The organism is Microcoleus vaginatus PCC 9802 (genome assembly GCA_022701275.1).
Taxonomy (GTDB): Bacteria; Cyanobacteriota; Cyanobacteriia; order Cyanobacteriales; family Microcoleaceae; genus Microcoleus; species Microcoleus vaginatus_A.
The window spans coordinates 476,016-498,668 of sequence record CP031740.1; the positions used below are offsets into that span (position 1 = coordinate 476,016).

General features: G+C 45.6%; 16 protein-coding genes. 9 read left to right on the plus strand and 7 right to left on the minus strand.

Translation table 11 applies throughout. The annotated features are described in order from the left end of the window. Positions 1-22: 22 nt before the first annotated feature. The 3 genes from D0A34_01975 to D0A34_01985 form a co-directional block, all read right to left on the minus strand. Positions 23-679, minus strand: a complete 657-nt coding sequence (locus D0A34_01975) for a hypothetical protein (GenBank protein UNU17794.1) — start codon at positions 677-679, stop codon at positions 23-25. A gap of 281 nt (positions 680-960) precedes the next feature. Further along, positions 961-1,926, minus strand: coding sequence for an ATPase (locus tag D0A34_01980; protein ID UNU17795.1), 966 nt, complete (start codon positions 1,924-1,926; stop codon positions 961-963). Positions 1,927-1,998: 72 nt separating this feature from the next. Further along, complete coding sequence (locus D0A34_01985) at positions 1,999-2,352, minus strand: zinc ribbon domain-containing protein (GenBank protein UNU17796.1); 354 nt, start codon at positions 2,350-2,352, stop codon at positions 1,999-2,001. Between the two features lie 215 nt (positions 2,353-2,567). Here D0A34_01985 and D0A34_01990 point away from each other — a divergent pair, with 215 nt between their 5' ends. Together D0A34_01990 and D0A34_01995 are read left to right on the plus strand one after the other, a co-directional pair. Continuing rightward, the gene (locus D0A34_01990; protein ID UNU17797.1) at positions 2,568-2,894 is read left to right on the plus strand and encodes a hypothetical protein; all 327 of its coding nucleotides are present in this window, start codon (positions 2,568-2,570) and stop codon (positions 2,892-2,894) included. A 258-nt stretch (positions 2,895-3,152) separates the two neighbouring features. Beyond that, positions 3,153-3,740, plus strand: coding sequence for an FKBP-type peptidyl-prolyl cis-trans isomerase (locus tag D0A34_01995; protein ID UNU17798.1), 588 nt, complete (start codon positions 3,153-3,155; stop codon positions 3,738-3,740). A gap of 347 nt (positions 3,741-4,087) precedes the next feature. On the opposite strand, the gene D0A34_02000 is transcribed toward D0A34_01995, so the two are convergent. The 3 genes from D0A34_02000 to D0A34_02010 form a co-directional block, all read right to left on the minus strand. Beyond that, positions 4,088-6,703 (minus strand): intein-containing replicative DNA helicase, encoded by a 2,616-nt coding sequence (locus D0A34_02000; GenBank protein ID UNU17799.1) that lies wholly within the window; start codon positions 6,701-6,703, stop codon positions 4,088-4,090. Positions 6,704-6,867: 164 nt separating this feature from the next. Next, positions 6,868-7,326, minus strand: a complete 459-nt coding sequence (locus D0A34_02005; GenBank protein ID UNU17800.1) for a 50S ribosomal protein L9 — start codon at positions 7,324-7,326, stop codon at positions 6,868-6,870. 255 nt (positions 7,327-7,581) lie between these two features. Beyond that, positions 7,582-12,681, minus strand: coding sequence for a PAS domain S-box protein (locus D0A34_02010; protein ID UNU17801.1), 5,100 nt, complete (start codon positions 12,679-12,681; stop codon positions 7,582-7,584). Positions 12,682-13,300: 619 nt separating this feature from the next. Here D0A34_02010 and D0A34_02015 point away from each other — a divergent pair. Beyond that, positions 13,301-14,140 (plus strand): glycosyl transferase family 8, encoded by an 840-nt coding sequence (locus tag D0A34_02015; protein UNU17802.1) that lies wholly within the window; start codon positions 13,301-13,303, stop codon positions 14,138-14,140. A gap of 2 nt (positions 14,141-14,142) precedes the next feature. Here the strand turns inward: D0A34_02015 and gloB are convergent, their stop codons facing one another. Then, positions 14,143-14,916 carry a hydroxyacylglutathione hydrolase gene (gloB, locus tag D0A34_02020; GenBank protein ID UNU17803.1) on the minus strand — a complete coding sequence of 258 codons (774 nt, stop codon included), beginning with the start codon at positions 14,914-14,916 and terminating at the stop codon, positions 14,143-14,145. 228 nt (positions 14,917-15,144) lie between these two features. On the opposite strand from gloB, the gene D0A34_02025 reads away from it, so the two are divergent. The 6 genes from D0A34_02025 (at position 15,145) to D0A34_02050 (ending at position 22,583) form a co-directional block, all read left to right on the plus strand. Next, the gene (locus D0A34_02025) at positions 15,145-15,348 is read left to right on the plus strand and encodes a hypothetical protein (GenBank protein UNU17804.1); all 204 of its coding nucleotides are present in this window, start codon (positions 15,145-15,147) and stop codon (positions 15,346-15,348) included. Positions 15,349-15,548: 200 nt separating this feature from the next. Further along, entirely contained in the window at positions 15,549-16,550 is a 1,002-nt protein-coding gene (gene galE / locus D0A34_02030; protein UNU22125.1) for a UDP-glucose 4-epimerase GalE, read from the plus strand. Positions 16,551-16,842: 292 nt separating this feature from the next. Further along, positions 16,843-17,679 (plus strand): hypothetical protein, encoded by an 837-nt coding sequence (locus D0A34_02035; GenBank protein ID UNU17805.1) that lies wholly within the window; start codon positions 16,843-16,845, stop codon positions 17,677-17,679. Positions 17,680-17,963: 284 nt separating this feature from the next. After that, complete coding sequence (locus tag D0A34_02040; protein ID UNU17806.1) at positions 17,964-19,115, plus strand: glycosyltransferase; 1,152 nt, start codon at positions 17,964-17,966, stop codon at positions 19,113-19,115. Positions 19,116-19,207: 92 nt separating this feature from the next. Beyond that, a complete protein-coding gene (locus D0A34_02045) occupies positions 19,208-21,211 on the plus strand; it encodes an ABC transporter ATP-binding protein (GenBank protein ID UNU17807.1) in 2,004 nt (667 codons plus the stop codon). A 172-nt stretch (positions 21,212-21,383) separates the two neighbouring features. After that, positions 21,384-22,583: a glycosyltransferase gene (locus D0A34_02050; GenBank protein UNU17808.1), complete on the plus strand. Its 1,200-nt coding sequence runs from the start codon at positions 21,384-21,386 to the stop codon at positions 22,581-22,583. Positions 22,584-22,653: the final 70 nt, after the last annotated feature.

The window sequence follows — 22,653 nt, forward strand, 5'->3', positions numbered from 1 at the left end:
AATTAATCCGAAGATTCCAATATTAGCGGAGTACGATGTCCGATCGCAATCTCACTGCCAAATCTTGTTCCGGGCGAATCACGAGTACGTCAACGCTGCGTCGCCCCAACAATACTCCAGCTATAGCGCCGATCCCAGCGCCTCCCAATACTTCTTCAGTGGCGATCGCTTTGTCACCGGTAATGCCTGCTAGTGCTGCTGCTGCTGCTGCACCCAATGCTGCACCTTGCGCTAATGAACCTGTGCCAGCACCTTTTTGGACTCTTTCGGTTCTGGTAATAATTCCTGAATAGCCATCAATCCGATAGCGTTGGCGGCGGCTGATAATTAACTCTCTAGCAACAAATTGAGTACCTATTTGATTGCCTCTTCTGACAGGTTGCAGTGTCCCGACTATCTGGCTGCCTCCGGGGATTAATACTCTGCCTTGAGGTGTGCGGATGTCTCGCGCCACTGTTAAAGTTAAAGGTGCAGTTTCTTCGCGGGTGACAAGTATTTTGTCTTTTTCATAGCTAACTGGAATTACACTGCCCGACGGAATTCGGATGCTATCAAATTGTGAAATTCGTTGTTGGGCTTCTGCGGGAGTCGCTACCACTAGCGGCGCGCTGGTTCCAACTGTAATGCCCAGTGCGAGGATTGCTGCTGTTGCTGAACGCCATTTTTGAGAAGTAATCATATAAATTGTCTCCTTGCTGCGGTTTTTGTTTACTTAGGAACGCAATACTGCTAAATTTGTTTCTTGTTTCGCATTCATCTGATGTTTTGATTATGGCAGGCTGGAATTCTACAAGTTGGGAAGATAAGGTAGATAATCGAAAATTTTAAAATTTGGAAAGATCGAGAAAATGGGCAACATTGGGAAGATAAGGAGGATAAAGGAGAGATTTCGATTCATCGTCCCCCTTAGCCTCTAATTAGTTAAGGTGAAATTACAGCACGAAGGCTGGGATCGCCAGGTTAATTGTTGAGAGCGTTTAAAGCTAACAATCCAGCACCGAAAGCTGGTTCGTATCGGGGCGAAATTACCTTAGCCTTTGGGGCGATCGCACTTATGGCCGCTTCAAACCGACCTCGGCAATTTGCCTCGCCGCCCCACACGCCTCCTACGATCACAATTTCAAATTCTTCTGTTTGGTTAAATAGCGCTGAAATGGCTATTTTTGTTGAATAGGTTAATTCTGCCACAGCATTATTGATAATGCAGTCAGCGACGTGATCGCCCTCTGCTGCTGCTCCCTCGACAATCGGCGCTAAAGCTGCAATTTCTTTGACTCCCCAACCGCGCCCGTAAACCACTTCTACCAATTCTTCTAGGTTATTGAGGCCTAAATGCTTTTGAAATTTTTCCGCAAGCACGGTAAAATCTTCGCGTCCGTCATAGAACTTCAAAGCAGCTTGCAAACCCTGAAGGGCGATGTTATATCCGCTGCCTTCATCGCCTAAAATATATCCCCAACCGCCGACTCGTTTAGTTTTCCCTTGACGGTTTTGCCCAAAAACAATCGAACCGGTTCCTGAAATAACGGCGATACCCACTGGATGGCCTGTACCGCCAGCAAGTGCGATCGCGCAGTCGCTGCAAATTACTATATTCCTGGGCAGAAATGATCGGGTTACTGGTAAAGTATTCGTCAACTGCAAGTTCTGCACTACAAATTGCACTATTTCACGATCTTTTGGACGCCCGACGCCTGCTAGTCCCAGACCAATTGCTTCTATGTTGAGATTGCCTACAGCCTCGAGCTGAGCGGAAAGAACGGCTCGTTCGATCGCCAATTGGATGGATTGTTTTGCTGTCTCAATTCCCAGGGTTTGATAATTCGACGGCCCTGCTTCACCCCGTCCTAAAACAAGGTGGTTGTCATCCATTAAAAGGCAGATAGTTTTAGTGCCGCCGCCGTCGATGCCGAATACGTAGCTCATGAATAATTTAGAGAATAATAGAGCAACCCAGATTAACAGAGATAGCTCTATTCTACGCTTTGTACAATCCGATTAAATCGACAGAGCAATGCTAATAATAATTAAACCTAATAATGCTAACCAAACCAGATGGCGCTGACACCAATTTTTGATCGATTGCAGCCCGCCGCTGCTGTAAGGGATCGTCTGTGGCACAAGTGGCTCAGCTTGATTGTGATAAAGCGTGCATTCTTTGGCAAAGGGACGCTGCGGGTAGTTGCAAGTGTCGTCTTCGTGATAAATACAGGTAGCACACAGAAATTCTTCGGGTTTTGATCGATAAAGAGGGATACCCGGATGACCGAAAGCTTTGAGGGGGATTTTGCAGTGTGGACAGGCGAGCGCTTGGGCGTCTACAGGTTGGTGACAGCGGGGGCAATCAGGCATAGACAGAAGGGTGATGGGGTAATGTGGTGGGTAGGCTCATTAGCGGGTTTTCCGAACGCCGATTAGCGTGATCGCCTCGCCATCAGGCGGCTGGATGCTCCAAAATAGAAAGGTAGGTGTGCGCTGATGTAACTTTAAGTTTACAGATGGTTTCGCAGCCACAGCAGGCGACCTGAGCCGATCGGGTATGAAAGGGCAAACATTAGGAAAAATCTATGGATAACAATAGCAACTTACTCAAACAACTGGTAATGCTGGGCATTGGTACTACCTCCCTGGTAGCCGAGAAATTGCAGGAAGCTAGCGAGCAATGGGTCAAAGATGGCAAAATCAATCCCGAGCAAGCCAAAACCTTTGTCGATGACATGACGGAGCACCTCAAGTCTGAGCAGGGCAATTGGGATACGCAGTTGCAGCGGCAATTGCGGAATATTCTCCAAGATATGGGAGTCCCCCGACAGTCCGAAATGGATGAGTTGCGCGGAAGGCTCGATCGTTTGGAACGTCAGATGCGGGATTTAGAAAACCGTAACTGGCGCTGAGTTCGATCGCCCGCGAGAAGTTCGCTGCTATCTTGTGATAAGATTGTCACCCGAAGGCAGAAGGCTAAAAAAAGGCACTTATGTAGAAGTCATTTATGTAGAATTACAAACATTCTGACTTCATACTTTTGCCTTTAAAATTATCTGGAACCTGCCGTTTTTTGGTGGAAAAGTTCAGATAACATTTGGTAGTTCTTGTTGTACTAGATGTCTTAGATATCTGAGATATCGCGGTTAAAAGTATCAGGAGGATTAATTTTGCGAGGAGTTCTAGTCAGCTTGGGGGTAATGCTGGTTTGCTTTTTGTTTTTGATAGTCGCTCAAATGGGCGGTTCTGGGTCCCAAGCAGTTGCAGCCGAATTGAACAATCTTTTACCCGAGACTGCTATTGAGAAGTTGTCCGCGCAGTCTTTGAATGAGGATAGCTTGCTAGTAGCTGATGCTACTTTACCGAAGGTACCAGCTACTATCGCTGGCAATAACATGACTGATAATACTGAGAAAACTGTCACCACAGATTCCGGTCTGAAATATGTTGAATTGAAAGAGGGTAATGGGGCGACTCCAAAAACCGGGCAGACGGTTGTCGTGCACTACACTGGAACTTTGGAGGATGGCACGAAGTTTGACAGTTCTCGCGATCGTAATTCTCCTTTTCAGTTCAAAATTGGCGTAGGTCAAGTAATTAAGGGTTGGGATGAAGGTGTCGGTACGATGAAAGTTGGAGACCGCCGCAAGTTGATTATTCCCCCTGAACTCGGTTACGGTGCTCGCGGTGCGGGCGGGGTGATTCCTCCTAATGCTACGCTGATTTTTGATGTGGAATTGTTGAAAATCGCTGGCTAGATAGCTCAAAACCTAATTCAACGTAAAACTTTGTAAAACTTTTACGGTGTTTAGAAACCCGGTTTTTTTTAAGAAACCGGGTTTCTGTGTAATAAGCTGTTCCGCATTTAAGTTGTATTTTTCAGGCGGGCGAAACGCCCACCCCACAATAATTTCATCAAAGTTGACTGTAAAATTTAGCTGCACCTGAGCTTATCACGTCTGGTAAATTAACCACAATATTGGTAGTGGCAGGTTTAACCAACAATCTTCCCTTCACCTCGACAATATCTATCTACCCGTCCCCCACTTGAGCGACAAAATTTTATAAAGCCAATTCAACGGACATAATATAAGCTCTGGTGGATTTACGATCGCTTCGGAGATGCCAGATTGCGAAAGCAGGTAAATTGGGCGTCAAATAATAGTTTGATGATTCCTGTGGGGCCGTTTCTGTGTTTGGTAATAATTACTTCTGCAATTCCGCGATCGGGCGAATCAGGGTTGTAGTATTCATCGCGGTAGAGCATAATTACTAAATCCGCGTCTTGCTCGATCGAGTTGTGAACTATGATGTCATTAGCGACAAAATTATGCAGGGCAAGCACTGTTAAATCGTAAACCTCAGCTTCGCCATCAACTTCTATTGAGGCGATTTCATCCCAGTAAATATCGCTCTTAGATAAGAGGGCAAGTTCATCAGATTTAACAATTGTAGCTAATCTGAATGCTCGTTCCCGACCGAGGTTTTGTTTGTAAAGGGTTGTACCACAATATAAGTTGCCAAGCTGTGCTTGCATCTGGCGTGTAGTTAAACCACATTGCTGCATAGCAGGAACAGCATACATTTTCCACACATCACGCGGTATGACATCTCTATTAGTATTGCTAGAACGAATTTCAATGTATTCTGCCATTTCTGTCAGAGCTTGCTGTTTGTAGTTACCTACTGCACCAATCAAATGAATAAACTTATCTAAATCAGGTCTTCCAGTAACCCAAACTTGATGTTGATCTCGCCCTTTCCCTGGCTGGGGGCTTAAAAATAAGCGGGCATTGATACCAAGTCTGAGTAAGAGTGACTGAACATCTCTTGCCAATTTTTCACTACTGGAAGCATAGTAAACACTAGGGTAATGACATTTACCCCTACCTGTTTTTATGCAACCATCAGTAGACCAAAGATGGCGTAAAAATAAAGCTATTGCTTCTTGAGGCTGCTCAAATATTTGATTAGGGACAAACTTCTGGTGAGAACGCAGACCAAAAACACCTAAAGCATCTAGCCATTCAGTTACAGGATTCCTCACATTATGTGTGAGATGATAGGCCGCAGGAAGATAAACTTGATACCAATCACGTTCTTTACCAATACGAGGTATGATTCGCTCTCCAAAGACTTCTATTGCAAGATTTGCAACTGTATTGGCTAAATCTTCCTCTCTAGTAGTGTATTGAATAACGTGTCGAGGTAGAGTACATCCGTCTCCAATCATGTGTCCTAGCAAGGCTATTTCGGCATTGTCCATCGATTGGATGAAGGAACTTGATATGTATCTTCTAGGTAGGGCAATGCGATCGCCTATTTTTAACTCGTCCAATCGCCGCCAGCCGTGAATGGTTAAGAACTTATGATTGCCAGTGGCTCTAATTGCTCGTCCCAAACGAGTTTGCAGTCGTAGTACAGGCTTCACACCTGTAGCAAAGGCATTGCTAACAACGGCTTTTTCTAACTGCATGGTGGCTTCATTGAGCGCCCAAACTGTGAAGCCAGATTTTCCTACTAATTCACGAATTGGTACGCGCACACCAGTATCTGCTAGCATTACTAAACTATCACCTGTTAAGCAGCCACTTTCTCTCAAATCTGACATCATCGGCCGCTTGTTTGTCCTCGCTTCCACACCCCGACTCAACTGAGATAAGGCAATAATCGGCACGTTGAGTTCGCGGGCTAAACCTTTAAGGCTTCTGGTAATTCGAGATAGTTCTTGCACGCGGTTGTCGCTGGTACCTTCCATTAATTGCAGGTAATCTAGCAAGACTAATCCTAGGGTTCCGCCTTGTTCTGCTTGGAGGCGGCGGACTTTCGATCGTATTTCTGTGACGGTAATATTGGGAGTATCGTCAATAAATAGTGGTAGTTCTGATAAATTGCCAATGGCTGTACTGATTGGTTCCCATTCGTTTTGACTGATTCTACCCGATCGCAATCGGTTACTTTCTATTTTGGCTTCGCTGGACAGGATACGCTGCACTAGCTGTTCTTTCGACATTTCTAAGCTGAAAACGGCAACCGGCAATTTCTGCTGTCCAGCGGCGATGTGGTGGGCGATGTTGGTACAAAAGGCAGTTTTGCCCATCGCCGGCCTGGCTGCAACGATGATTAAATCCGATCGCTGAAAGCCTCCTGTCATAGCATCTAAGTCATAAAAACCGCAGGGAATACCGGGAAGTGTGAGGCCTTCATTGCGATTTTCTAGGTCTTGAAATGTTTGGTTTAATGTTTCGCCGATCGATACTAAATCCTGTTGCGGGCGTTCTTGAGTTATGCTGAAAATTTCTTGTTCGGCGCGGTCTAAGACTGTTTCTAGTGGTGTTGCCGTCTCGTAACCTAATTGTACTATGTTGTTGCCAGCTTCGATTAATTTGCGGCGCTGATATTTGTCTTCAACTAAAACTGCATATTGGTCGATGTTGACTGCGGAAACTGTGCGATCGACTAATTGTGCTAATTTTGTTAGTCCTCCTACTTGCTCTAACTGGTTGCGGTCGGTTAGCGCAGTTGTTACCGTCATTAAATCGGTAGGTTGACCCTGTAAAAATAGCCCTAATGCCGATCGATAAATGACTTGATGAGCGGTGATGGCAAAAAACTCCGGCCGCAGCAGTTCGGCAATTCGGGAAATAGCTTCGGGGTCAATTAAAATCCCGCCCAAAATTGCTTCTTCTGCCTCTATATTTGTCGGCATCAAATCGCTCATTAGTCATTAGTCCGCAGTCATTAGTGATTAGTCGTCAGTTTTGAATCCTTAGTTAACAGTCCTCAGTCCTTAGCTAGCGGTACGCAGTCCTTAGTTAGCTGTACTCAGTTCTTAGCTAATGACTAATGACTAATGACTAATGACTAATGACTGATGACTGTTAATTACATCGGAACAACTTGAATATCAACTTCGGCGGTAACTTCTGCGTGTAGTTTGATTTCAGCTTTGTATGTACCAGTTTGGCGAATTTCGGGCAGAGTGATGCCGCGCCGATCGACTTCTTGACTGGTAGAGTTGAAAATCAGTTCTGCTACTTCTTGGTTGGTGACAGTACCAAAAATCGCGTCAGCTTCGCCAACTTGCTTGGAGATGATGAAAGGCCCAGCCGATTGGAGGGCGGTTTTGCGGACTTCAGCTTGCTGCTTGAGCTCTAGCTGGCGCAGTCTTTCTTCTTCACGGCGGCGCTCTGCTTGCTTCAGAATGCCCGGAGTGGCTCTAAATCCCATTCCTTGGGGTACTAGATAGTTGCGGGCGTAGCCCGGGGCTACTTCTACTACGTCGCCAGCTTTGCCGAGTTTGCTGACATCTTTATTTAAAACTAATTGGACGCGCTTGGCCATGATCGTGGGTTGTGGGGTTTTAACTGCAACTTTTTATAATAGCGAAGTTTGAGGGGCGATCGCAAGGGAGTTCGGCAACGGATTTGGTAACGGAGGTAACGGATATAACGGATTGAACGGATGGATGTTGAGATTCGAGGTTCGAGGGAAGAAACAGGGATAATATTTTTAACAGGCAAATTCAGTTTCAAATTACGCCAAACAGGGGTGGTGTAATGAGCCAAATCAACTAGATTGCCATGTCTTACCGAGAACTCAGGCTTTATTTTCAAGGCGCTTGGCGACGATCGCTCGCGCTACAGTAGCAACTAACAGGGTCGGATTGATCGGCTTGGCTAAGTGTTTGTCAAATCCCGCTTGCAAAACTTGGCGCTCGTTCGCTTCTCCAGCATAGGCCGTTAAGGCGATCGCCAATAACTGCCGATACTCAGGCGCAAGCTGAGTGCGGATGCGATTTATCAACATATATCCGTCCATCTGCGGCATTCCGATGTCGCTGACGAGCAAATCCGGCGCAGTTTGTTCGATCGACTCTAGCACCTCAGCAGCAGATGACAGGGAAATCACCTCTGCACCCGCTTCCTCAAGCACGAAAGCGACAAAATCTCGCGAGTCAGGTTCATCATCTACCACCAAAATTCTCAATCCAGCTAGTTGCAAGGATGAGAGATCGGGACAAGCAGCCCCATGACGTTCTTCCTCCTCCTGCCTTCTAGAATCATCATTTAATAGCGGTAATCTCACCGTAAACGTCGCTCCTTGACCTTCTCCGGCGCTTTCTGCAAACACCGTTCCGCCGTGAAGTTCAGTGAGTTGGCGGACGATCGCCAATCCCAATCCCAAGCCGCCAAATTTGCGAGTTGTGGCGCCATCTTCTTGTCGGAAATGGTCAAAAACATAAGGCAAGAAATTGGGAAGAATGCCTTTACCAGTGTCTATGACTTGAATTTGAGCTTGGCATTCTATTTGCATTAATCGAACTTCAACTCGACCGCCTTCGGGCGTGAATTTCACCGCGTTTGACAGCAAATTCCAGACAATTTGCTGCAAGCGACTTGTATCGCCGACAATTTGCCCGACATCGGGATTTAAAATTGTTTGAATTTGAATTTTTTTGGCTTCGGCTGCTAATTGCACGGTTTCCAAAGCAGACTTGATAATGGTTGCCACATTCACCGGAGCGACATTCAATCTGAGTTTCCCTTGCAGAATCCGAGACACGTCAAGCAAGTCTTCGATTAGTTGAGATTGTAGTCTGGCGTTACGCTCGATCGTCTCAAAAGCCTTGGCAGTTTGATTCGCCTTCAGCTTGCCACCGACGAGCAGTTGCGACCAGCCTAAAATCGGATTCAGGGGCGATCGCAACTCGTGAGAAAGCACCGCCAGAAACTCGTCTTTAATGCGGTTAGCGCGCTCGGCTTCCGCGCGAGCAGTTTGTTCTAATTGCAGAACCATATCGCGCTCGGTTTCCACTTGTTTGCGCTCTGTAATGTCGATTACAGAGCCGATATAACCCTCAAATTGTCCGCTTTCGGAAAATCTGGGAGCAGCCGCATCGATCGCCCAAGAATATCTGCCATCCTTGCGCCCGACGCGAAATTCTACGCGGTAAGGTTCCTGGCGTTCGTTGGCGGTCAAAAATGCTTTTTTGACCTGTTCTCGGTCTTCTGGATGCGCCGCGTTTACCCAACCGAATCCCAAACCAGTTTCCTCCGTTTGACCTGTGAATTCATACCAGCTTTGGCTCAGGAAAGTGCAATAGCCTGTGGAGTCTGTTACCCATACCATAAAAGGAGCGTTGTTAGCCATAGTGCGAAATCGTTCTTCGCTTTCTTGCAGCGCTGCTTCGGCTTGTTTGCGTTCTGTGATATCCCGACAGACAGCCACTCCGCCTTTGATTTCGCTGCTAGTATCAACTACCGGATAACCGCTGATACTGATCCAGGGACCTTCGGAACCTTCGCGGCGGACAAATACCTCTACATCATTAACATATTCACCTTTGATTGCTCTGGCTAGAGGTAGTTCAGCGTTGGGGAAAAGGGTTTTTTTGTCAGGCAAAAATAGTCCGTAGGTGCTCGACCATTCCTCATAGGATTTTTCATTCGATAGCTGACCGAATATGCCTACGGCGGCTCGGTTAAACAGCACCAACTCCCCTTGTTGGTTGGCCAAAATCAAACCATCACCAATGCTGTCAATAATTACTTGCAGTAACTTAGTTTGTTCTTGCAGGGCGACTTCTGCTCGTTTGCGATTTGTGATGTCGCTGGAGATGCCAATCAGACCGATGACTTCTCCCGCCTGATTGCGGTAGGGAGCTTTCATTACCAGAAATGTCCGAATGCCATCGTGAGATTCTTCGAGGACTTCTGTTTGGCCGGATTCCATAATCCGCCGATCGTTTTCCGTGACTGTGACTGCAAGTTCTACTACTGGGTATAAATCCAGATCGCGACCACCAATTACTTCAGAAGCAGATTTGCCCATTATTTCCAGCGTGGCTGGATTTGCATAAATAATCTGTCCTTCTCGATTTTTGACAAAAATTGGCGTGGGCGCTGACTCATTAATCACGTTCAAAATCGCATTCTTTTGCCGCAGTTCTTCTTCAGTGCGTTTGCGATCGCTAATATCGCTCCAATAAGCCGTAAGTCCTTCGGCCGCAGGATAGGCACTCACTTCTATATACATCTGGAGCGACGGCGAAAACTCTTCAAATTTGACAGAAACTTGCTCGTTAACGACTCGATGAAATTCTTGATATACCCTCGAATTGGATTCTTTGTCGGCGGGGAGTAGCTCCCAAATTGATCGACCTAACAAGTCGGCTCTCGATCGAGAAAGGAGTTTTTCTGCAGTGGCATTAACGTAGGTATAGCGCCATTGTGAATCGATCGCGATAAAGGCATCGGTAATACTTTCTATAATATTGCGGACTTGCTGGGAGGCCGCAGAGAGCGCGAGTTCAGCGTTTTTGCGCTCGGTGATGATTTCGCAAAAAATCATGATGCCGCCAATCTCATTGGTGTTGGTTCGCCAAGGATGAATTTCCCAGCGCACCCAGTCGATTAACCCATCAGGGCGGGGAAACTGATCTTCTTGGCAGATTTCGACTTCTCCCGCCAGACAGCGCTGGTGGATTTGTTTCAAACGATCGGGCAAATTGGGAAAGATGTCGTAGTGCGATCGACCCACAATGTTTTGAGTGCCGAGCCCGTAACTTGATAGCCAGCGGTCGCTCACCAGCATATACCGCATCTGGCGGTCAAACATCGCCACTCCCGCAGGCGAATGTTTGACGAACAGCCGCAGTTGTTCTTCCTGTTGCCGCAACCGATTCTCCGATTGTTTGCGATCGGTGATTTCTGTGAAAAGCAAGGCGACTTTGCGGCTGTGCGGCTCAGGAGTGCGGAACGCCGAAACCTCAAACCAGCGGTTCGTGACTTCCGAGCCATGCTCGAAGCGCAGGGGTTCCCCCGTCAGCGCAACTTTGCCGTACATCTCAAACCAATCATCTTCGAGATCCGCAAGGAGTTGTCGCGCCGTTTTACCCACAGGTTGTTCGAGTCCGGTTTGTTTCAAGAAGGCCGGATTGACTTCCAAAAAGCGGTAATCGATCGGCTTTTCGTTTTCGTCAAACAGCATTTCGATGACGCAAAAACCTTCGTCTAGGGACTCAAACAAAGTGCGATAGCGTTCCTCAGAACGGCGCAAAGCAGCAATAGCTTGTTTGCGATCGGTAATATCCATAAACGCCGCCACACAGCCGCGAACTGCGCCTTGTTCGTCAAATAACGGCACCGCATTCACCAACCAATCAAAGGCTGCCCCGTCCTCGCGCACCATTTGAATTTCCATATCTCGCACTTCGACGCCGGAAGCCACGGCTAGTTGCATGGGGACTTGTTCTCCCGGAATTTCCTGTCTGTTGCGGAGTCGCCTAAACGGAAGGACTGCAGCTTGCTCTCCGGTTCCTGAAACATTGGTATCGGGCGGCACTTTCAACATCGACTGGGCAAACCGGTTAGCGCGAATTACTTGACACTGTGGGTCGTCCGCGATCGTAATACCGACGGGTACAGCATCCAGTATCGATTGCAGTTCATTAATTCGTCGCTCTAGTTCCTGGTTGAGCCGTTGAATTTCTTTTTGGGTAGCTTTGCGCTCGGTAATTTCATGCACCGTCACATTCACGCCCAAAACGCGATCGTCCTCAGCCCTCAGCGGATAGAGACTCAACAGCCAATCGTGTTCGACTCCCGGCTGTGCTGAGTTCGTCCCGCGAACTTCGAGCTGTTTGAGGGGAACTTTAGTTTCAATAACTTCTCGGTAAAGCGGCTCTAAATCATCTGCCATTTCTGGCAAGATTTCGCGCAATGTTTTGCCGATGTGGGCGGCGGCTGGAACTCCGTTAATTTCTGCTAGCCGATCGTTGATGCGGACAAACCGCAACTCCGTATCTATAAAGCAAAGTCCGATCGGCGCACTAGCATAAATCGCCTCGATTTCTGCTAGTTGTTGGTGTGCCGTTTGCGCTTGTTGAATAAAAACAGCCCGAGCCCCCTTCTGCTCAGTCACATCTTGAAAATAAACGGCAAGTCCCGATGGGATCGGATACGCTCGTACCGCATACCAAGCATTGAGCGGCGGATAAAAAGATTCAAAACTAACTGTAACTTGGAAGGTCGCGGCGTGGCGATATTCCTGCTCGAACAAACTGCCCACTGATTCGGGAAACTCTTCCCAAATGCTGTTGCCAATTAAATCTTTTGAGGGTCGATTCAGCCACCGCGCCGCTTGCGAATTGAGGTAGGTAAATCGCCAGTCTCGATCCAAAGCAAAGAACCCGTCCGAAATACTTTCGAGGGTGTCTGAGAGTTGTTGCGCGGGCGCGTTACAAACGGGTTCTGGCTTTTGTTGAGCGATAGCAGTGAAGGTTGTTACTACCGCATAGGGAGTCGATCGATCTGCCTGAAATAAAGGTTGAGAATTGAGCGTCAACCAAATCAATTCTCCCTGTGGCCGATCAAAGCCCATGATGACATTTAAACATGGTTGCCCGGTTTGCAGCGCCACCATCGCCGGATGTGTCTCCCCGGGAAAATCCGAGCCATCTTTACGCAGAGTCTGCCACCGACTGTTGATTGAAGTGCATAAGAGCATCTGTTCTGCTGTCATCCCCAACAGCTCCTGGGCGTGAGAATTGCACCCCTGAATGCTACCATCTGCCAATTGCAGAACCATCCCTACATCAGTTGGCAAAGGCGCGGCGGGGTAGAACGCTTTGTTAGAATCCGTTGAAACAGAGGGGTCGATTTTTGCTTGGGGTTCAGTATTGCGTGGGTTTTGCATCGGTTTCTAACAACGATCATTTTACTTTGGGCAAAGCAAAGCGCGATTAATAATAGGGAAATAACCAGAGGAACTTTTGATTTGAGGAGGGTGACGCTTCAAACCTAAGATGGATGTCGATCGTTGTGCGGTAATATCGATATCTAGACAATTTATTTTATCGTAGAGTCCCACGTCTGAACCATTTGCGCGATTTAGCACAGGCGACGAGGAATTTTCTGGCTGTTTCAAATGCCAGGTTAGTCCGTCTCATTATTTTTCGCGTTGCTGCATATTACCAATGGCTGTTGCTCGTTTTCGGGCGCGCACAGATGGCACTTGCACACAGGTAAATAAGTAGATGAAGCTTGAAAATACATAACCCCTCTCTCGCAGCGAGTGAAACGAAGCAATCGCTCTTGTTATGCCCGCCTTACATTCTGTTATATTGTAAACTTTATTTGCGCCTACCTACTTAGAAACCCCGTTTCTTTGTGTAAATCTAACCGGAAATTTAGGCAAGATTTTGCTCGTCTCAACGGTAAACGGGCGATCGTATTTACCTCAATACAGGGTCGCCTGCTTCCTCCAGTCCCAACGTTTGTGTCACGTTTGCCGTTCATCTCACAAACTTAATCCTATGCACATATTCACAGCCGCCGATCGCACCTATATTCTGGGGTTAGCAGCACTTCTCAAGTCTGTAGATCTGAATGTTAGCCAATCTGGGAAGGAGCAGGTCAAAATTAGCGTTGTATCTACCAGGATATATTCACACCAAAAGGAACAGTTACAGAATTGCTGCAAATACCAGATTGAATGGCAAGAATTGCAATCTAATTACGACCAACTTCTTTCTGTATCAGGTTCTAAACTTCCTTACGTTAAATTGGAACCGCGAAAATATACCAAAGAAACAGAAAGGCTGATTTGGCTCGACAGCGATACGATCGTTCTGGGGAGCTTAGAGCCGCTGTGGAACCTAGATTTTCAAACTCTGCCGATAGCAGCCGCACCCAACGTCTGGGGAAATCCCAACAATTATCAAGATCTAAGCCCTTATTTCAATAGTGGTGTTTTAGTTTACAACATGAAGCTTTGGGAGGAAGAGCAACTGTCGGAAAAGTTGCTCCACAACGCTAGAACCCACGTTTGGGGCGATCGCGATCAAGGTGCTTTAAATTCAGTTTTAGTGGGAAGGTGGAAGCAATTAGATCAAATATGGAATAACTACAAGACTGATGATATGTCAAGTAAAGTGATGCACTTTATATCAAGACCGAAACCGTGGGAAAGCACTGCCCCCAATCCATTATGGCTCGATATGTTGTCTCAGACACCGTTTAAGGACGAACTGGAACAAATTCCAAATAACTTTAAGGGGCTGTCGAGCTTTACGATCAAATACAAAACACTTGACAGGTGGTTGAGCGAACCGATACTCAAGTTTAGGAGTTATCTGAAAAAACAAAAACTTTAAGGTCAAAATTGGTCTTTCATGCCACGCAATCGAGCGAAGGTTTGCACTGGATCGCGGGTGTTGGCGGCTGATTGGAGGTTGGGAAAATCCCAGCGCAAAAATGGGTTTGTGCTTTTTTCGATGCCGATCGATGATGGTATTGTAGGTTGCGATCGACTCCGGGCTTCCTTGACTTCGGCGAAGCGCTGCTGTAAATCGGGATTGTCGCCATCTACGCTGATGGCAAATTGCAGGTTTTTCAGCGTGTATTCGTGGGCGCACCAAACTCTGGTATTGTCGGGCAAGTTTCGCAGTTGCCCGAGGGAGGCTACCATTTGAGTTGGAGTGCCTTCAAATAGTCTGCCGCAGCCTCCAGCAAATAAAGTGTCGCCACAGAACAATTCGCCTGTTTCGCCTGGGCTGCGGGGGGGGAAATAGTAGGCGATGTGAGCTTTTGTGTGGCCGGGTACGAAGAAGACTTCGGCGGTTCTGTTGGCGAAAGAAACTCGATCGCCCGCTTGTAAAAAGACTTGCTGTCCGGGAATTCTGCCTCGGTCTTCTGCGCCGCCATAAACTTTAATTTGGGGAAAGCGATCGATCAGTTCCTGATTGCCGCCTACGTGGTCGCTGTGGTGGTGGGTATTGAAAATTGCGGTTAAGTCGGCTCCGAGTGCTTGCAGTTGCTCTAATACTGGCTGCGATCGCGCTGGATCGACGACGGCTGCGGTGTGGCTATCGGGGTCGTGCAGCAAGAAAATGTAATTGTCGGACAGTACCGGAAGCCGATAAACCTGCATAGAAAAGTGCCTCTCTAGGAAAAATATTATATAATTAAATTAGTTCTGAACGCTATCCGAAAGCTGATTGCAGATTTATTAAGTCCGCGTATCTATCTTGGGAAGTAAAAGTCTGATACGTTATTTATCCTGTTGAGCAAAGTGATTTACGGTCGGGTACGCACCATTTTTGGGTCAATTAGTGCAATCGGCTTTAATTATTTTAGCATACAAGCGATCGAAGAATAAATGCGAACATCTCACAACAAATCGAACTTAACAATTTCTCAAAAAGTCGATCGGATTGTAGCCTCTGGTAAGATCAGTCGCCGGGAACACTTAGTTTTGACTTCGGCTATCCTATCAGATGATAAAATTTCAGAAGAGGATCGACATCAAATCAATCGGATATTTGATTATATCCAAATTGGTCGCCTCAAGTTTATCGATTGAACAGAAAGACTTGCACAGTCAGCATCTATCTGGAGTATAAAAAGCGTTTTTTAGGAGTGCGATCGTCCTGTCCCGGACACCAAAGCCTATATATTTCGCTTGAATTCTCCGGCTCACGCCTAGTGTGAAAGCGTCTGATGTGGCAGTCTCAAGTTAACAAGGCTCTTGGCAATCCCAGCTACAAAAACAGGCAGAAGAAAATGAGTGCAGACAAACCAACTATTTTGGTGACGGGCGGAGCTGGATATATTGGCTCTCACGCGGTATTAGCGCTGAAAAACGCCGGTTACGGTGTGGTGATTTTGGATAATTTAGCTTACGGTCACCGAGATATAGTAGAGCAGGCTTTGCAGGTGGAGTTTATAGCTGGCGATACGAGCGATCGCACTCTTCTCGACAACCTGTTTGCTACGCACAAAATTGATGCGGTAATGCACTTTTCTGCATACGCTTACGTGGGCGAATCTGTTACCGACCCAGCTAAATATTACCGCAACAATGTCATCGGTACTATTACCCTTTTGGAAGCAATGCTCGCTGCTGACGTGAAGAAATTTGTGTTTTCTTCTACTTGCGCGACTTACGGCGTACCGCAGAAAATCCCGCTCACAGAAGACCACCCACAAAACCCGATCAATCCCTACGGTGCTACTAAGTTAATGGTAGAACGGATTTTGTCGGACTTTGACGCTGCGTACGATTTCAAGTCTGTTTGTTTTCGCTATTTTAACGCGGCTGGGGCCGATCCGAACGGGTTGTTAGGAGAGGATCACAATCCAGAAACTCACCTGATCCCGCTGGTGTTGTTCGCTGCTTTGGGGAAACGAGATTCGATCGCGATTTTTGGCACGGATTACGATACTCCTGACGGTACTTGCATCCGGGATTACATTCACGTTAACGATTTGGCATCCGCTCACATTTTGGGATTAGAATATTTGCTAAATGGTGGCAAATCTGATTTCTTTAATTTGGGCAACGGCGGCGGGTTTTCGGTGAAAGAGGTGATAGAAACGGCTCGTCAAGTGACGGGAAAAGAGATTAAGGCTGTTGAGCGTGAACGGCGTCCGGGCGACCCTCCTGCTTTAGTTGGTAGCAGCAAAAAGGCGATCGAAACCTTGGGTTGGTCTCCAGAATATCCCGACATTAAGAACATTATCTCCCATGCTTGGCAGTGGCACCAAAAACGCCACAACTCTTAGTCTTTAAAGGTGCGGCTTCCGCACCTTACCCTTAACATTAGAAAATACGGCCAATTTGCGTAAGTACGCTGACCAGATTCAAGCGTACTTTACGCTATTAAGAGTAGTAGAACTTAGCCAATCGTCCCAGGTATGGGGGCAATCACGGGGGATTTGCCCCTACAAAACAATATATATTGAGCCTGTGCGTAAGTCCTGAGTAGTAAAAGAAAACTGGTTTTCCAGGTAATGTTTATGTGTAAGCACCTACTTAAATATCAATTAAATAAATAATTTATGAATAAGTAAATTAATGAAGTCAAATAAATTAGCAACTAAGGGATTTATTACTATTTTAACTGGTCTTTACTCTTTCCAGGATTGTGTTCATTTTCTGGCTTCTGTCAGGAAGTTTCACCGGGAACCCATTATTATTTTAATAGATAGAGTCCCTCTAATTTTATATCCTTTACTTCAGGTGTTTGGAAATGTCATATTGAAACCTGCACCATCTAATGAAAATCCTGTTTTGGCGTCGCGGCAAGCTAAGCTGGCTTTGTACGGTGAATCTTTATTTGAGAAAACTATTTATATGGATTGTGATATTTGTTTGCTGTCGCCAATAGATGAGGTGTTTGATTTTCTTGATGGGGTGGATTTGTTGGTGACGGAAGATGTGCAGCCTGCGATTGCTAAAGCGGCAAATTTATTAAGAGTGAAGCAGGATATTCTGTCAACTTTGCAGTCTGTCGGGTTGCCGCTAAATGAAAATAGCATTCAATACAATGGCGGATTTATCGCTTTTACGAAAAGCACTAAAACTCAGGAATTGTTCACCAACTTTAAGAAATATTTCGATATGGTAGTGGCGCATCAAAAGGTGCTATTATTGAAAGACCAGGGCGCTTTTGCGGCGGCTGTTGAATCGGTGAAACCGAAAATGACAACTTTGTCCCCGGTTTACAACTACTTGGATAAGTGGAAAGATGTTTATACGATCGACAAACCGATTAAAGTAATGCACTGCACTTATCCTTACCGCCCTCAGTACGCCAAGAACGTGACGCGATCGCTCTTTACTAGAATAGTCGATCGCACGGCTAAAATATTTTTACCAAATCAACTTAACAATCCTTGGCGTTTAAAATAATTAAAGTTTGTTAGCAAACTGCATCAAAAACAACAAAATTTCGCCCACAATTAAAAAAAAATTAGCCTCAACATATCCGAAAATTTACTTAGAAGAATTATTGCTGGCTTGAATAACAGTCTTGGGTTCATCACCGTGTGTTTTTTTACCAACATACTTCGTTGCTCCGCTTTTCTCTGGTTACAAACCCGGTTGCTTTGGTCTGGAGAGCGTGAGTCCCCATCACCTTGACAAAAGCTCGGTTAAGCAGGAAAATTAAACAAATGTTTTAAACAAAATACTTAGTGAAAGTTTCATTAGTAGTGAGCGATTTGTCAGGAGCAGGTGCAATTCGTGCTTTTTTCTTAGCTCAAGTCCTGATAGAGCTTAAATGTGATATAGAAGTTGTGGGATTTCAGTTTGGCAAGGAATTGTATGCTATTCCTCCCAGAGATATCCCGGTATGTGCAATACCGGGTAAAAATTATCCAGGGTTTTTGATGGATGCTCAAAAACTTTGGAAAAAAATAGATGGGGATATTATTTATGCAGTCAAACCTAAACCTACAAGCTTTGGGTTATCACTGCTAAAAAAACTGGCGACTCGCCACTCTATAATTCTAGATATAGACGACTGGGAACTGAGCTGGTACGGTGGAGATGAATGGAAATACCGTCCTTCTTTTAAACAACTTTATCGAGATATTTTTAAACACAATGGTCAATTGAGAGAACCAGATAATCCCCTCTATGTAAAGTGGATGGAAAGTCTCATCCACGGTGCTGATGCAGTCACGGTTCATACTGAGTTTTTAAAACAGCGTTTTGGTGGTGTATATTTGCCTAATGGTAAGGATACTGCCATGTTCGACCCTGCTAAATACAATCCTGAATTGAGCAGACAGCGTTACGGCTTGTCCGGGTATAGAGTTCTGATGTTTCCGGGGGCACCGCGACCTCATAAAGGCGTGGAGGATGTTTTGATGGCCCTGGAACAGTTAAATGAGCCCGATTTAAAATTAGCGATCGTCGGCGGGAGTCCTTATGATGATTATGATGATAAACTTGTGAAACAATGGGGGCGTTGGATTATTAAACTGCCAAGGTTTCCAGTGGAGACGATGCCGTCGGTTGTAGCGGCGGCTCATGTTGTCGTTGTTCCTCAGCGAGAAACTATCACAGCCGTGGCTCAGTTTCCGCTCAAGCTGACAGATGGCATGGCAATGGCTAAGCCTGTTTTGTCTACGCGGGTGGGGGATATTCCAGCAATTTTAGGGGGAACGGGTTATTTAGTAGATCCGAGTTCTCCCGCTCAAATTTCACAAAAAATTCAATGGATATTTCAAAATTTGACAGCGGCTAATTTACAAGGAATGAAAGCTCGGCAAAGATGTGTAAAAAAATATAGTATTCAAGCAATGAAACCGATACTTTCAGATATAATCGCAGGTATGTAAAGGTTATTTGAAAACCACTCACGGGAGGAAGAAAAACTGGCTGTTATTAAAGAATATTTTGAGATGCCGTACTGTTTAGCTGGGAATGCTTCATGTCTGCCAATAAGCTACTCCTAAAATTTGCCAGACGATATCCCGGCAGGATTCTCTTAACTGTGATGCTGGGCTTTTCAGGCGCTTTATTCAACGGTATCAGCACGACTCTGATTGTACCCGTGCTTTTAAGTTTTTTAGAGGAAGCAATCGAGCTGCGTGGCGCTCCACCTCTAATTAAAACTTTGATGTATCCCTTTGAGGGAATGCCCGGAAATCAGCGTTTAATGTTGATGACCGGGGCGGTTGTGCTGGCAATTTTTTTAAAAAATGTTGCGAGTTATATCAATACTTTAGTAGCTACTTCTCTGACGCGCTCTCTGACTTTTGATTTGCGAGAAGCAGGTTTGCGGTTGTTGTTAGGAGTTGATTTAGATTTTTACTCTAAAACTAAAGTCGGGGATTTAATTAATAGATTGGGCGGAGAGATTGGTCGGACTGCTAGTGCAGTTGGTACGGCCATCGGAATGTTTACTACCTCAATCACGGTTTTGGTGTTTGTGGGTCTGCTACTTTCTATCTCCTGGAAACTGACGCTGACAGCTACAGTTTTGCTGGCGTTAGTTGCTTGGACAAATCAATTTATTATTAACCGTTCCAAGCATTTTGGTCACCTGCTTTCTGAAATGTCGAAAGATTATTCGGTTAGGGTGCTCGAAACGATTACTGGGATTCGGCTGGTTAAGTCAACGGGGAACGAGGAAAGGGAGTATCAGCGGATCAAGCATTTAATTCAAAGGCGAGAACAAGCGGATTTTCAGGCTCAGGTAAATTATGCGGCGATCGCCCCAATTAACGAAGTTGTTAATTTGATAGTTATAATTTTGATTGTATTTATAGGTCGCACAATATTTGCGAATGAGATAGAGTCTCTTGCTACAATTTTATTAACCTATTTATTGGTACTGTTTCGATTAATCCCTTTAATTTCACAGTTGAATAGCGGGCGCAGTCAATTTGCTAATACGTCGGCGAGTGTAGAGGTGGTTAATGATTTTTTGAGCTGCGATGACAAGCCATTTATGCTGAACGGTTCTGTGCCTTACACTCAGTTGCGATCGGGAATTCATTTTAATAAAATATCTTTTAGTTATCCTAACCACAAAAATTTAGTTTTACAAGGAATTGATTTATTTTTACCTCACGGCACTACTTTGGCTTTGGTAGGAACTTCGGGTTCTGGCAAGTCAACTTTGGCAGATTTACTGCCGAGATTTTACGATCCTACTGAAGGTCATATCTCGATCGATGGCAGGGATTTGCGCGACTTTGAGCTGACAAGTCTCAGACAAGCGATGGGTATTGTTAGCCAAGATACGTTTTTATTTAATGCTTCAGTGCGCGAAAATATTGCTTACGCTAGGCCCCAAGCGACTGAGGAAGAAATTGTGGAAGCGGCGAAAGGAGCGAATGCTTACGAGTTTATCCAACTGTTGCCGGAGGGGTTGGATACTCAAATTGGCGATCGGGGCGTGATCTTATCGGGAGGGCAGCGTCAGAGAATTTCAATTGCTAGAGCCCTGCTGCAAAACCCGGAAATCTTAATTTTAGATGAGGCAACGAGTTCGCTGGATACGGTTTCGGAAAGGTACGTGCAAGGGGCGATCGAGAAATTGAGTTGCGATCGCACAACCTTAGTCATCGCCCACCGCCTCTCCACAGTCCAAAAAGCCAACAAAATCGCCGTGATCGATCGCGGGCAAGTAGTAGAAATGGGTTCCCACGAAGAATTGCTAGCAAAAGGAGGTTATTACACTCGCTTGTATTCCGTGCAATTTGCCGAAGAAACCGCTCGCGATGAAGCTCTAATTAGAGGTTCTTACGAAATTCGCACTCGCCTGACTCCCATGATAGCTTACCTCAAATTGCTAGTAGATGAAATGGTAGACTCTCCCGAAGAAAGAGACGAGTTAATCCGAGAATCATTTCACTCTGCGGCTAATATTTTCACTACTTTAGAATTTATAGAAAAGACTATTAAGCGTCAGGCTGTTAAAAAGTAGTCAGAAGGAAGAAGGAAGGAGGAAGAAGGAAGAAGGAAGAATTTAGGAAGAAGGAAGAAGGAGCCATAAGTCATATCATGTCGGGTTAATTTACCTTTGTTCCCAGCGTCCGCCTAGGAATACATATGTGGAGGCTCTGCCTCCCCTTACCAATTACCAACTACCAATAACGATGTCTAAATATTATGTATTTTTTACCAGAAATATCTTACCGCAACCCAATATCGCGAGCTTAGTTCAAGTTGCACACTCTGCTAATGCCGCAGCAAACCTTGGTTATCCAGCAGTTTTGGTATACCTCCGCAAAGGCTGGAGTGCTTTGAATCCGGTTGATTTGCTTTTTCCATTTCAACCGACGAAACCAGATGACAAACTTGCAAAAATTTACAATATTCAAGATAAATTAAAAGTAGCAGATTTGCCCATGCCGTGGCCGATCGACCTTTGGGACAGCAAGTGGACGAGTGCGAGTACGATCGTCTCAAAATACTATTTACCAATTCACCTGCTTAAATCCACTAAAATTGTCCACACCCGCGACTGGAACTTTGTCAAAGCAGCAGTTAAAAACGGAATTCCCGCTATCTACGAACAGCACCACCATGAAGACAAAAATTTTGAGCCAGAAATTGTCCGCAATCCTCTGTTTCAGATTTCCGTAACTGTTGCCGATACAGTGCGAGACAGCATGATTTTGAATGGGATGCCACCGGAAAAAGTAATTACGCTGCACAACGGTTTTAACCATTTGTTTCTCGCGAGACAAACAGAAGCTGCCCAGAATTGGCGACAGCAATTATTAGAAGATGACAGACGGCATTTAGCAGTTTATGCAGGGGGACTTTACCCGTTTAAAGGTGTTGATATGTTGGTGGATGTGGCTAAGGAATTGCCGCTGGTTCAATTTGCGATCGCCGGCGGTGATTCATCCCAAGTAACAGCCTACCAACAGTTAGCCAAATCCAAGCAAGTTAACAACATTAAATTTCTCGGCTACCTGCCTCAAAATCAACTGGCTAGCTTGCTGCAAGCAGCCGATGTTTTGACTCACCCGCACTGTTTGACAGAGGCCGCGACGTTCACATCTCCTTTAAAATTCTTTGATTACATGGCATCGGGAACTCCGATTGTTGCGACGGAGATTGCCTCTTTAATGGAATTTAAATCGGGAAATATAGCAGCAACTTGGTGCGAACCGGATAACCCGCACCATTTCGCGCAAAGCATTCGAGATTGTTTAACAAAATATCCGAGGAAAATCGAAGGCTATGCAGAAACAAGGGATTTTGTCAAGCAATTTTCGTGGGAAAATAGGATAGAGAGAATTATGGGTTATGTAGATGAAGGCGTGCGATCGCAAATCATTCATTAATCCTCATCCAATAATTTTAAAATCCGTAGGGGCCGGTTTTACCAACAATCATCGCCTAAAATTAATAATC